Origin of the sequence: Pseudoalteromonas sp. MSK9-3 (assembly GCF_003590335.1) — a bacterium.
Classification (GTDB): Bacteria; Pseudomonadota; Gammaproteobacteria; order Enterobacterales; family Alteromonadaceae; genus Pseudoalteromonas.
In genome coordinates this window covers 134,515-146,464 of the sequence record NZ_MIET01000046.1, presented here as the reverse complement: position 1 = coordinate 146,464, position 11,950 = coordinate 134,515, and the positions used below count along the sequence as shown (strand labels likewise).

The 11,950-nt window shown below is 40.7% G+C and carries 11 protein-coding genes; 8 read left to right on the top strand and 3 right to left on the bottom strand.

What is annotated here, in order from left to right:
- Nucleotides 1-5: 5 nt before the first annotated feature.
- Nucleotides 6-311, bottom strand: coding sequence for an isoamylase early set domain-containing protein (locus BGP78_RS19385; protein ID WP_119862931.1), 306 nt, complete (start codon nucleotides 309-311; stop codon nucleotides 6-8).
- A gap of 465 nt (nucleotides 312-776) precedes the next feature.
- On the opposite strand from BGP78_RS19385, the gene BGP78_RS19380 reads away from it, so the two are divergent.
- Nucleotides 777-2,696, top strand: a complete 1,920-nt coding sequence (locus BGP78_RS19380; RefSeq protein ID WP_119862930.1) for a bifunctional diguanylate cyclase/phosphodiesterase — start codon at nucleotides 777-779, stop codon at nucleotides 2,694-2,696.
- Between the two features lie 8 nt (nucleotides 2,697-2,704).
- On the opposite strand, the gene BGP78_RS19375 is transcribed toward BGP78_RS19380, so the two are convergent.
- A complete protein-coding gene (locus BGP78_RS19375) occupies nucleotides 2,705-3,133 on the bottom strand; it encodes an Lrp/AsnC family transcriptional regulator (protein ID WP_119863075.1) in 429 nt (142 codons plus the stop codon).
- A 233-nt stretch (nucleotides 3,134-3,366) separates the two neighbouring features.
- On the opposite strand from BGP78_RS19375, the gene BGP78_RS19370 reads away from it, so the two are divergent.
- The 4 genes from BGP78_RS19370 (at nucleotide 3,367) to BGP78_RS19355 (ending at nucleotide 8,395) form a co-directional block, all read left to right on the top strand.
- Nucleotides 3,367-4,572, top strand: coding sequence for an aspartate aminotransferase family protein (locus BGP78_RS19370; RefSeq protein WP_119862929.1), 1,206 nt, complete (start codon nucleotides 3,367-3,369; stop codon nucleotides 4,570-4,572).
- 38 nt (nucleotides 4,573-4,610) lie between these two features.
- Entirely contained in the window at nucleotides 4,611-5,630 is a 1,020-nt protein-coding gene (gene astA, locus BGP78_RS19365; protein ID WP_119862928.1) for an arginine N-succinyltransferase, read from the top strand.
- A 70-nt stretch (nucleotides 5,631-5,700) separates the two neighbouring features.
- Nucleotides 5,701-6,504: a DUF1338 domain-containing protein gene (locus BGP78_RS19360; RefSeq protein ID WP_119862927.1), complete on the top strand. Its 804-nt coding sequence runs from the start codon at nucleotides 5,701-5,703 to the stop codon at nucleotides 6,502-6,504.
- A gap of 571 nt (nucleotides 6,505-7,075) precedes the next feature.
- Nucleotides 7,076-8,395, top strand: coding sequence for a DUF2252 family protein (locus BGP78_RS19355; protein WP_119862926.1), 1,320 nt, complete (start codon nucleotides 7,076-7,078; stop codon nucleotides 8,393-8,395).
- Here BGP78_RS19355 and BGP78_RS19350 read toward each other — a convergent pair.
- On the bottom strand, nucleotides 8,360-9,319 hold the full coding sequence (locus BGP78_RS19350; RefSeq protein WP_259386383.1) for a ribonuclease Z: 960 nt from the start codon (nucleotides 9,317-9,319) through the stop codon (nucleotides 8,360-8,362). The two genes, BGP78_RS19355 and BGP78_RS19350, sit on opposite strands and share 36 nt — an antisense overlap.
- A 61-nt stretch (nucleotides 9,320-9,380) precedes the next feature.
- On the opposite strand from BGP78_RS19350, the gene BGP78_RS19345 reads away from it, so the two are divergent.
- From BGP78_RS19345 to BGP78_RS19335, 3 genes are all read left to right on the top strand, one after another.
- Complete coding sequence (locus BGP78_RS19345) at nucleotides 9,381-9,644, top strand: DUF3081 family protein (protein ID WP_119862925.1); 264 nt, start codon at nucleotides 9,381-9,383, stop codon at nucleotides 9,642-9,644.
- A 15-nt stretch (nucleotides 9,645-9,659) separates the two neighbouring features.
- Complete coding sequence (locus BGP78_RS19340) at nucleotides 9,660-9,986, top strand: hypothetical protein (RefSeq protein WP_259386382.1); 327 nt, start codon at nucleotides 9,660-9,662, stop codon at nucleotides 9,984-9,986.
- Between the two features lie 228 nt (nucleotides 9,987-10,214).
- Nucleotides 10,215-11,819 (top strand): AbgT family transporter, encoded by a 1,605-nt coding sequence (locus tag BGP78_RS19335; RefSeq protein ID WP_119863072.1) that lies wholly within the window; start codon nucleotides 10,215-10,217, stop codon nucleotides 11,817-11,819.
- Nucleotides 11,820-11,950 lie beyond the last annotated feature (131 nt).

Here is an 11,950-nt window from a genome sequence, read left to right as displayed (position 1 = left end):
GACCGTTACATCGCTATTTTTTGCGTATTTACCACACTATTTTGCGTACCGAAGCTATTGGTCACATAGGCGTCTGCTTTGTGATCGTTATCCCACTGCTCCCCATCAATGAGGTACCTAAAGTGAAATTGCTTGTCTGTTGGCAAACGATGTTTACTCTTGAAAGCCCGTTCTTTTTTGTTGAATTTCATCGTAACGGGTTCCCAGTCAGTAAACTCCGCCACTAACTCAACTTTTTTTGCTTGAGGGTGAGAAAATTCGAACGTGACTTCGGCTTCGTCTTTTGTTTTAAAAAAACGTTTTGTTAACATAGCAGGCTCCAAATAAATAAGTTTGGGTAATTACATCCTTGCCACTGTGCCGTGCCTTCAACTGCTCAACAATCGGAAACGGTGGGCGTTATTACACATTACAACAAAACAATATTTATGCTTTATGACAGTGCAAAATTTCGACATTTGCACCAATTAAGTGCTACAGCATGCCGTCTTAGTCTAAATTTGAGTGATGCATACTTAAGTAGCAAAACATAGACCAAATTGTGAGAGTTATTAAAAATTAGGTGAGAATACTTCTCATGTAAAGTGAATTTATCTAAAGATTGACTACAATCATAGAATTGATTATTCCACCAACAATAATGCACTTAGAGGAGAAACATAATTGATATAAAGAAAAAAAGGGTGTAAAAGATTATAATTCTTATGGCTTAGAGATGTATAATGTATTGTGCATTCAAAGTGTGCGTTAATTTAAGATTCCGGATTTAGCCAGCTATGAGCAAAACATTAAAAATATTAAGCTTTTTTACCATAAGCACGTTATTATTTGGCTATGTTGTAAACATACTTTTCTCAAAAACTTGTGTTGATGCTCATCATGGGTTCAACAATATTTCAGTTATCGAAATAAATACAGGTGCAAGTGAAAAAATTGCAACACCTTGGTATCAATCTTTTATATTTGGACAAAGGTTTTTTCAACATCAAAATAAAACTTATGTACTTTTGCACAAGCATGGGGACAATTTAGTCCTAGCTAAAAACTCTGATCTGATCGCGACCACATTCTTATCACCTACCGCATTAATTACATTAACGACATTATTACTGGCGATGGTGTTCGTATTTAGAGTAGAAAAAAAGAAACATAAAAATAGTAAGGCGTTGCATGCGGTCCATCAAGACATAGACAATCTCCTCAGCTTACTCGACATCAAAACACAAACGCTGCACCACGGTGGCCCATTAGCGCAAATAAGTCATGCTGTGCATGCGATTACAGATAATGTAAATAAGATTAAACTACAAACAGACAGTCATATTTATCAAGATAAATTAACACAGCTGATCGATCGCCATGCTTATTTAGAGCATTTAGATATTCAGTTAACACAAGCAGAAAAGAAAAATCAGCACTGTGGTTTGCTGTTCATTGATTTGGATGGTTTCAAACAGGTTAATGACTCTTTTGGTCATAGCTTTGGTGATGAAATTTTAATTCAAGTCGCTAATCGATTGAGTAGTATTGTTAAGCAATTCGAGATTCAAGATATACACCCTATTCATGGTCTCGAACAAAACTTATCTCGATTGGGCGGGGACGAATTTTCAATATTCATTCCTAAAATTGATAACGCTAGTTTTTGTACTCAAGTCGCACAATCAATTCTCAATGAAATTGAAAGAGACTTTATACTCGGCAACAAAATTGTAAAAATTGGTGCAAGTATTGGCATAGCCATTTATCCAGAAAGCGCGTCCCACCCTCACGCACTGTTACAAATGGCAGATGTGGCAATGTATCGTGCAAAAACAGATGGTCGTGGTATCTTCAAGGTCTACTCGCCTGAAATGGGCAGCAAAATTAGGCGATATCATTATTTACTCGAAGAGCTTAGGTTAGCAATAGCCTCACAAAACTTTCATTTATCCTTTCAGCCAATTGTTCATGTGGAAGATTGTGCCATTGACTATTTTGAAGCACTCATCCGCTGGCATCACCCAATCGAAGGGCTAATCCCCCCCGCTGAATTCATCCCTATTGCAGAAGAATCTAATTTGATTTTAGAACTTGGAGATTGGATTTTGCTAGAGTCTTGTCGACAAATGTCTGCATGGCACAATGCAGGAATGAAAAGAGTTAAAATCTCAGTAAACGTATCTGGAATACAATTAAAGCACAGGCCTGTTGCCCAGTGGGTCACAGACACGTTAGAGAAAACGGGTTTGCCTGCTAGTTCGCTTATGCTAGAAATTACGGAGTCAACACTTATCACAGCAAGTGATCAAATCATCGAAGAACTAGAAGCCTGTCGTCGTGCTGGTGTAACCATCGCGATTGATGACTTTGGCACAGGGTTTAGCTCACTTAGTACGCTTGCTGATTTACCTATTGACGTGATTAAAATAGATAAGCTCTTTATTACCCAAGCCAGTCAAAATGCCAAATACCATAAAATCCTCAATTCAATTAGTGAACTTGGTACTCAATTAGGGCTAAAAATTGTCGCTGAAGGCGTTGAGCAAGCGGAACAATTTGAGCTTGTAAAAAGCATGGGCATTCGTTGTGTTCAAGGTTACCTTGTTAGTCGCCCTGAAACCTCACACAATGTTGGAACTAAAGTGCTCAAAGGCAACGTCAATCACGTAGCGTCGACAGGAACGAGCATATGGCTACCAGAAGGGAAGCAGTAATCAACGTACTAGCGTTTAAATTTGGTTTCCAAAATAACAGCTGAATTTGTTCGTTCTACTCCATCTAAATTGCCTATGTCATCAAGAATATGATTAAGCTGCTCTAGGCTTTGTGCTTCAACTATTGCAATCATGTCGTACTCACCGCTAATCGCATACAGTGCACTGATCTGATCAATATGCTTTAATGCTATCGTGGTTTGCGTCGTTAGCTTTTGCCTGACTTTAATTGATACATGAGCAGACACTAACCCTTCTATGTAAGCTGAACCAAACTCAACACGGTAGCCCGTGATCACACCAGATTGCTCTAGCTTAAGCAGTCTGCTTTGTACTGTCGAACGAGAAACATCTAACCCCCTCGCCAAGTCAGAAATACTCGATCTTGCATTAGTTCGTAACAATGCAATTAGCTTTTCATCGTGCTTATTTATCATTTTGATTAAAACCATCATCAATTTGACTTTTATTTTAATCATTTTGTGAAAAATTGCACTGCAAATTTACTTAAACCCAAGTGATAATGCATAAATTGAAAGAGCAATTTGTATGTTTGCCAACAACGCTGTAACAACCAATATATTCAGAACATTTATTGAACACATTGTTTTTAAGCTATTTATTATGATCACCGGCAAGCTAAAGTTAAAGAAAAATAGAGGAAGTCGTCATGCAAACTAACCGTGAATTATTCGATCACGTTATGGTCCCAAATTACAATCCATCAGAAGTCATCCCTGTAAAAGGTAAAGGGTCTCGTGTTTGGGACCAAAAAGGTGACGAGTACATCGACTTCGCAGGCGGGATCGCCGTAAATTGTTTAGGCCATTGTCACCCTGCACTTGTCAATGCACTAAAAGAACAAGGTGAAAAAATTTGGCACCTATCAAATGTCATGACCAATGAACCTGCATTGCGCCTAGCAAAAAAAATGACCGACGCCACCTTTGCTGACAAAGTTTACTTTGCCAACTCCGGTGCTGAAGCTAATGAAGCGGCATTAAAACTTGCTCGTCGTTTTGCATTAGACAAGCACTCAGAAGACAAGACACAAATCATCGCCTTCAATAAAGGCTTTCATGGTCGCACTTTCTTCACCGTCACGGTAGGCGGACAAGCCGCATATTCAGATGGGTTTGGCCCAAAGCCTGCCGACATAGCGCATTGTGACTACAATGACCTAGCTGCTTTTGAAGCACTTATATCTGATAATACTTGTGCCGTTATGATGGAACCATTGCAAGGTGAAGGTGGGATCATCTCTCCTGATCTTGAGTTTATTAAAACCGTTAGAGCCTTGTGTGATAAACACCATGCATTACTTATTTTTGATGAAGTACAAACAGGTGTTGGCCGTACTGGTGACCTATACGCTTATCAGGGCCTTGGCGTGACACCTGATATTCTCACTACCGCTAAGGCACTAGGGGGCGGCTTTCCAATTGGCGCGATGATCACAACAACAGACATTGCACAACATTTAAAGATTGGTACGCATGGTTCAACATATGGTGGTAATCCACTGGCATGCGCTGTCGCTGAAGCTGCCTTTGATACAGTTAATACACCAGAAGTACTTGATAACGTGAAGCGTAAAGAACAACTTTTCCGTGATGGCCTTCAGGCAATTAATGACAAGTTTAACGTTTTCAGTGAAGTCCGTGGAAAAGGTTTATTGCTTGGTGCTGTACTGAATGATGATTACACAGGACGTGCGCGTGACTTTCTCGTGGCAAGTACTAAAAATGGTTTAATGGCACTTGTTGCAGGGACAAATGTCGTGCGTTTTACGCCATCTCTGGTGATCTCTGATGAAGATATTAAAGCAGGCCTAGCTCGATTTGAACTTGCTGTTGCTGACGTTGTTAACGGTTAACGCTATTAAGGGCGCTGTGGCGCCCTTTAGGTTGCATTATGCATATACTTAGACCAATAAAAGACTCTGATTTTAACGCATTGCGTCAGATTGCCGCAGAATCAGGCCATGGCTTTACGTCACTACCGGTTAATGATGATATCTTACGCGAAAAGATCCAGCGTTCAGAGCACAGCTTTGCCAAATCACTCAGTTCACCACAAGACGAAGGATACCTCTTTGTTTTAGAAGATAGTGCTACAGGTGACATCATGGGCACTACCGCTATTGAAGCTGCGGTTGGTATGACGGTGCCGTTATATCATTATCACTTGGGTAAAACAGTCCATCATTCTCCGACATTAAAAGTTTACAATACTGTAGACATTCTCTCTATGTGTAATGACTACACAGGATCTAGCGAGATATGTACTTTATTTTTACGTGAGCCTTATAGAAAAGGCCTAGCAGGACGATTCCTGAGTCGTTCTCGATTTACCTTTATGGCAGATCATAGCGCCCGCTTCAGCGATACTGTTATCGCAGAAATGCGTGGGGTAAGTGATGAACAAGGCCACTCTCCTTTTTGGCAATGGCTACAAGAGCACTTTTTTAGTATTGAGTTTCCTCAAGCAGATCACCTAGTTGGTTTGGGTGACAAGGTGTTTATTAGTGAGCTAATGCCCAAATATCCCATTTACGCAAATTTACTTAGTAAAAAAGCACAGGACGTCATAGGCCAAGTACACGAAAAAACCAAACCCGCTTTACGCCTGCTTGAAAAAGAAGGGTTTGAACATCGTGGTTATGTTGATTTATTTGATGCAGGCCCGACAGTTGAAGCAAAACTCACGAATATACAAACCGTTCAAGCCTCTCATGTTGCGACGGTCAATATTTGCCAAGTAGAGAAGACTCAGAGCTTTGCAATTTCAAATCAACAACTGCAAAATTATAGAGCCACATTTACAGATCAGGTCTGCTATCACTCACATGAAAATGTTATTGATATTAGCAAAGATGTCGCTGCAGCGCTTAACGTAAGTAACGGCGATACCGTTCGAATATTTAGATTATAACCTTGTTGCGTCGCGCTTAAGACCACACCAAGTTTAACGCGGTATATCCCGCAAATTATAGGACTCCATTATGCACAACACTGTCGATAACCTATTCCAAGCACTTTGGGACAACTATTTAGAAGTGACACCGTCAGCGGTAAAAGTTCACGAGCTTTTAGGTTCAACCCAACAAAATGATGTCATTAATGACCACATCGCTTTACGAACTTTTAATCACGAGAAAATAGGGTTAGAAAAGCTAGCAGCCCATTTTTTAGCCGTGGGATATAAAGAATGTGGCGAATACCACTTTAAAGCTAAAAAGCTCTATGCAAAGCACTATGAACACACAGATCCAACTAAACCAAAGGTTTTCATCTCTGAGTTATTGGTAGAAAAATGCTCACAAGCATTACAGTCAGTCATTAATACAATGGTTGATGAAATTGACGAAGCAGCGATCACTGCTGATAACTTTTTATATTCAGGCACACATTGGCAAGTAAGCCACGATACGTATCAAGCATTACTGGCTGAGAGCGAGTATGCAGCATGGATGGCAGCCTGGGGCTACAGAGCGAACCACTTTACTGTCAGTATTAATTATTTAAGCAATTTCACTACAATTACAGACGTTAATCAAAATTTAAAAGATGCAGGCTTTGAATTGAACAGTGCTGGGGGGGAGGTGAAAGGTTCTCCTGAAGTACTCTTAGAACAGTCGTCTACACTGGCTGATCACCATTCGGTGCTTTTCAGCGACGGAGAATTCAAAATCCCAAGTTGTTTTTATGAATTTGCACTGCGTTACGCCAAACCAGACGGTGAGCTATATACAGGGTTTGTAGCCGCATCCGCTGACAAAATATTTGAAAGTACCAACGCACGTTAAGTTACTATTCTGCGTTATTAATTTAGCCTATTTAAGAGCACACTTAAATTTTGCTCTTAAATAGGCCGTATCATCACAGCCTTACCCATACAATTTACCGCAATATCTCAGCAGTGTTCCTTCTCGTGATTGAGCTTTTTATTAAATAACAAACTATGACCCTGTAAGAGCGCGCATATACAGAGCTGGTCCAACTATCATGAAACAAACGATGTGTTAATTCGAATTAAACACGTAGTATTACTGTCATATTAGGTATGTAGCGTAAAGCCAATGTTTGCAATTTATACCTATGTAAATTTTAAGATAAAATAAAGCGTGTCGGCTCATAAAAGCTGCGATATGCTCGTCACTCTACTAGCGCGACCTGTTTCATCGCTAATGACGCATTTATTTCGCTAGAATGAACACGACTTTTGAAAGTGAGTAATAGGGTTGGTGGTAATTAAAGTATAAACCGCTGTCACGATAGAGCACTCTTTACCCACTCTATGTCAATAAAACCGTATAAAGAAGTGCGTATTTCTATGCTAAAACTGACTCACTGACACTGTCAGTTAAAGGATATATCATGATCAGAAAAAACATAATTCGAAGTGTATTACAGTCCACAGATGGGGTTTCTCTTGAACAAGGGTTAGCCAAACATAAAAAAATGGCCAGTAGCCCATTTCTGTTTTTTCGTGGCAGTGCCGCGCTAATGTATCACGACTTAAGCAATGAATTAATAGATATACCTAAAGCCCTATATTCGCTGCCTCTTTCCAATATTGTTGGTGACTGCCATACGGGCAACTTTGGTTTTATTAGTGAAGAAGGCTCTCATGGTGACACCCTCATTTTTGCCCCAAATGACTTTGATGATGCGTGTATCGGCAACGTGGTCTGGGACTTATTTAGATTTACTGTCAGTCTTTATTTGAGCCAAGTTCACTGCAAAAATTTACAACAAGTAAGTGACGACCTCAAATTTAGACAAAAACCACTCGCCACGGTACAGCAAACTGATTTAGCGGCGCGTGCTTTTTTAACTCAATACCTCCAAGCGTGCGATTTATCCGTCAAAGGAGAGCTTAATAATCAATCTGCACTCACCGAGTTCGATAAAGAACATATTCTTCATAAACGGTGGCAAAAAGGACTACAACGTATGGCTGGAGGTGCCGCTTTCCTAACCAGTAGCACACTCGCTAAAGAATTAGAGTTAAGTAGCAGCCCGATTAGATTTAAAGTAAATCCGCAAAGGTTTGAAGTACTTAATGAAGAACAAAAAACCGATCTGATCGCACAGTTCTCTCCCTATGTTGACGATACGATATTAGATTGTGTAGAGAGGCTCAATGCAGGTACCGGTTCTAACAACATGCGTCGCTATTATTTGCTTGTCGGCCCAAAGGTCACTGACGCACAAACACTCGCCCTCAATTTATGCCACATAGTCGAAGTAAAGCAACAACGCGCTGCAGCACCGCTCAAAGAATTCTCAACTCTAAGCTCTGTCAATCAGCTCAACCCAGCGCATCTTACTGTAAACTGTCAAAGAAAAATGCAACGTCGGCCTGATTTGGTATTAGACGATGCGCTCTGGCAAAAATCACACTGGCTTATTCGCTCTCGTCATCATGCAAGAGTAGGCCTTGATCCAGAAGATTTCTGTTTAGGAAAGCGTGCCGTACATAAAAATGGCTTTGAACAGTTTGCTCATAGCTGCGGATTTACACTTGCATTAGCACATATGCGAGGCGACCGGCGCTCAACCATTTTCCAACAGAAAGTTGTTGAGATATTACCGAGCCACATCGACACATTAATTGTAACCGCTAAACACTACGCTAAACAAATGGAGGCAGACCAATCACTGCTCGCACACGTGCTTAATAACCACGTGTGAACTAAAGTCCTCAGCTAACAATAGTTGGCCACTGTACCAGTGAGTGGCCTCCTGTTTTAACTCCTTCAATTTACCTTCACCGTGATAACGCACACTAAAATGAAATAGTATCAATTGCGGCACCTGATTTTGTTGGGCAAATTGCGCCACTCTTTTGGCATCAGAGTGCCCAGTGTGTGCTCCTACCTTGAGTAGATCTGACTCAGTAAAGGTCGCTTCATGTATCAATACACCTACGTCAGCAATATAAGGTTTTAACAGCTCTGGTCGTTCGTTATCGCCACAGACGATCACCGTTCTTGCTTGCCAGCTGTCATAGGTAAAGTGCTCAGCGAGTAAGCGCTGACCTTTATAATTCACATCTCTACCTTTTTGCAGCTGATTATAATGCGGCCCAGATTCGACGCCTTGCGCTCGTAACTTGTCTATATGTAGCTTTTTTGGGATACAGCGCTCCGTAATTTTAAAAGCATAACTCGCAACCCTATGTTGTAACTCTATAATATCAATGTCACAGTGGGCCATGTGCAATTTTTGATCAACATTCTCAATCGCGTGGCAATACAAATTAAAATTCAAGCTTAAATCCGTCAACGACATCGTACTATGAACAAACTCAATCACCTTTTTAGGGGCTATCAAATTAACAGGCTCTCGCCGCCCCGACATAGACATCGACGCCAATAACCCAGGCAACCCGTAACAATGGTCGCCATGTATGTGTGTGATGCAAATAATCCCCAAATGGTAAGCCGTATGATCACTTTTTAAAATCTGGTGTTGAGTGGCTTCACCACAATCCACCAGCAACCATTCTTTGGTCTTTTCAAAGCTAAGGGCGGTCCCAGATACGTTCCTTGATTGGCTTGGAGATCCGGATGAAGTGCCTAAAAACTGTATTTTCATCGTAATAATATTTAACATACTTGAATTATCTTAGATCATATCGCACTTTATCTACGTATAACTAACTAAGGAGAGAATCATGAAAAACGATATTAACAGTAAGACTATTTTAAGCGTGTTCGAATTCATACAGAAACATGGTGAACAAACCAACGACGGCAAACATTATCAAGGCCTAACAGCATTCTCTGACTTTGATGGTTATACCGTTTACTTAACAGGCAGTGGTGTCATGATGCGATACGGGTTTCATAATACGTATCATCTGGATTATGAACACGACAAACAAAAACATGACTTCCTAAGTAAAGTCGAACAGATCCATAAACTGGCAACGCAATAAAGAAATATAGGTCTTATGTATAAACCAAGACATCAAACGAGAACCCGAAGTTCAAAGGCTGATACCGTCACTGTAAGTCCTTTTATCAGTGAAGTACTCGCAGAACTGCAACGTGCGCCTCACAAGGTAAAAATTATTCAAGATAATTGCGACCATTATAAAACCCAAATTCATTTAAAACGCGGATTTTTAACAGCAATTGAACGTATAGAATTAGTGCTTATCATCGACAATGACATAGACAGGATCACACAACAAATTCTTGCTAACGATTACATAGGCAACCGTATTCGCCGCTACCCTCTTTTGTTTAGAGGCATATTAGATAATAACTATACCTAACATAACAATATTAACCTAATAACGACCAAGGCTATCACTGTGGGATAACAATCAATGGCCTCACATCACTAGCAAATACCTGCACCTGCGATGTTTTTCACCAACTGCTGTTGAATTAAGCAAGATTTTATTTTTAACGCATTAATGACATAAATCACCGTATCTAAATGACCAATGACTTAAAAAGTGATACCTTATCGCCAATTTTTAGACTTGAGAACAAAAGCTATGTCAAATGCAGTAAAGACACCAGCTCAAGGGGATGACAGCTCTCAACAATCTAAGGGGTGGTTTAACCGCTTTTTAGCTACCGTTGAATTTTTGGGTAATATGCTTCCCCACCCAATCACATTATTCGCTATGTTTTGTGTAGCAATCGTTGTTTTTAGTGGCATTGCCGATTGGTTTGGCCTTAGCGCTATAGACCCTCGTCCTGTCGGCTCTGCTGGGCGCGATCCGGATGGTGTTATTGAAGTAGTCAGTTTGTTAAGTGCGGAAGGTTTACAAAAAATCGTCACCGGCTTAGTCACTAATTTCACCGGTTTTGCGCCATTAGGAACTGTATTGGTTGCCTTGTTAGGTGTCAGTGTTGCCGAACATTCAGGTATGTTATCAGCTGCGATGCGCGGTATGGTAATGGGTGCTTCAAAGCGTCTTGTTACATTTATGGTGGTATTTGCTGCTATTTTATCAAACACGGCCTCAGAACTTGGTTATGTCGTACTTATTCCGCTAGCAGCCATGATTTTCCACAGTTTAGGTAGACACCCTCTTGCAGGTTTAGCGGCTGCATTCGCCGGCGTATCAGGCGGATATAGTGCAAACTTATTGCTCGGTACCATTGACCCACTTCTAGCAGGGATCACAACCCCAGCAGCGCAAATGATCGACCCGAACTATCAAGTTGGTCCAGAAGCAAACTGGTACTTCATGATGATTTCAGTTTTCTTGATTGCAATTGTTGGTACGCTAGTCACTGAAAAAATTGTTGAACCGCGCTTAGGTAAATACAATCCAGACGAAGCAAGTATAGATTTAAATGATAACAACATTCAGCACCTATCTGACAAAGAGCGCTCAGGATTAAAATGGGCTGGAGTGTCTTTGTTAGTCGTTTCTGCATTGCTTGCGCTGACCATCGTACCTGAGAATGGCATTTTACGTCACCCAGAAACGGGCGCTGTAGCAGGGTCTCCCTTTCTAAAAGGCATCGTAGTCTTTATCTTTGTTACCTTTGCAATACCCGGTTTTGTGTATGGCCGTGTCGTTGGAACGATGAAAAATGACCGAGATGTTATTGACGCAATGAGTAAGTCAATGAGCTCTATGGGTATGTATATTGTATTAGTGTTCTTTGCAGCGCAATTTGTAGCATTTTTCAAATGGACAAACCTCGGTACAATTTTAGCAATCAATGGCGCAGCTTTATTGCAAACGCTAAGCTTAACTGGCCCAGAAGTATTTGTGTTGTTTATTCTTATGTGTGCCATGGTTAACTTAACTCTGGGCTCATCGTCAGCACAGTGGGCCGTAACGGCGCCTATCTTTGTTCCGATGCTCATGCTAATTGGTTATGCACCGGAAACAATACAAGCAGCTTATAGAATTGGGGATTCAGTGACTAACCTGATCACGCCAATGATGAGTTACTTTGGCTTAATACTCGCTGTAGCAACCAAATATAAGAAAGATATGGGCATTGGTACGCTCGTTGCCACTATGCTGCCGTACAGTATGTTCTTCCTTATCGGGTGGGTCGCACTGTTTTATATCTGGGTCTTTGGTTTCGGCTTCCCAGTTGGGCCAAACTCACCAATTTACTACACACCTTAATGTAGTAATAAAATGCCAGCTAACGCTGGCATTTTTGTTTTCAAGCTAAGGATATTGTATTAACTAACAAAAAAGGAGCCACTGTAATTTGTTAAATGGCGGTCTCTCACCTAAAGTTGTTGGGTAGAAAT

What these genes read in the sequence shown, in the direction of transcription:
- BGP78_RS19350 (WP_259386383.1), bottom strand. Translation starts at nt 9,319, where the DNA reads ATGTTAAATATTATTACGATGAAAATACAGTTTTTAGGCACTTCATCC.
- BGP78_RS19355 (WP_119862926.1), top strand. Translation starts at nt 7,076, where the DNA reads ATGATCAGAAAAAACATAATTCGAAGTGTATTACAGTCCACAGATGGG.
- BGP78_RS19340 (WP_259386382.1), top strand. Translation starts at nt 9,660, where the DNA reads ATGTATAAACCAAGACATCAAACGAGAACCCGAAGTTCAAAGGCTGAT.
- BGP78_RS19385 (WP_119862931.1), bottom strand. Translation starts at nt 311, where the DNA reads ATGTTAACAAAACGTTTTTTTAAAACAAAAGACGAAGCCGAAGTCACG.
- BGP78_RS19375 (WP_119863075.1), bottom strand. Translation starts at nt 3,133, where the DNA reads ATGATAAATAAGCACGATGAAAAGCTAATTGCATTGTTACGAACTAAT.
- BGP78_RS19335 (WP_119863072.1), top strand. Translation starts at nt 10,215, where the DNA reads ATGTCAAATGCAGTAAAGACACCAGCTCAAGGGGATGACAGCTCTCAA.
- BGP78_RS19370 (WP_119862929.1), top strand. Translation starts at nt 3,367, where the DNA reads ATGCAAACTAACCGTGAATTATTCGATCACGTTATGGTCCCAAATTAC.
- BGP78_RS19380 (WP_119862930.1), top strand. Translation starts at nt 777, where the DNA reads ATGAGCAAAACATTAAAAATATTAAGCTTTTTTACCATAAGCACGTTA.
- astA (WP_119862928.1), top strand. Translation starts at nt 4,611, where the DNA reads ATGCATATACTTAGACCAATAAAAGACTCTGATTTTAACGCATTGCGT.
- BGP78_RS19360 (WP_119862927.1), top strand. Translation starts at nt 5,701, where the DNA reads ATGCACAACACTGTCGATAACCTATTCCAAGCACTTTGGGACAACTAT.
- BGP78_RS19345 (WP_119862925.1), top strand. Translation starts at nt 9,381, where the DNA reads ATGAAAAACGATATTAACAGTAAGACTATTTTAAGCGTGTTCGAATTC.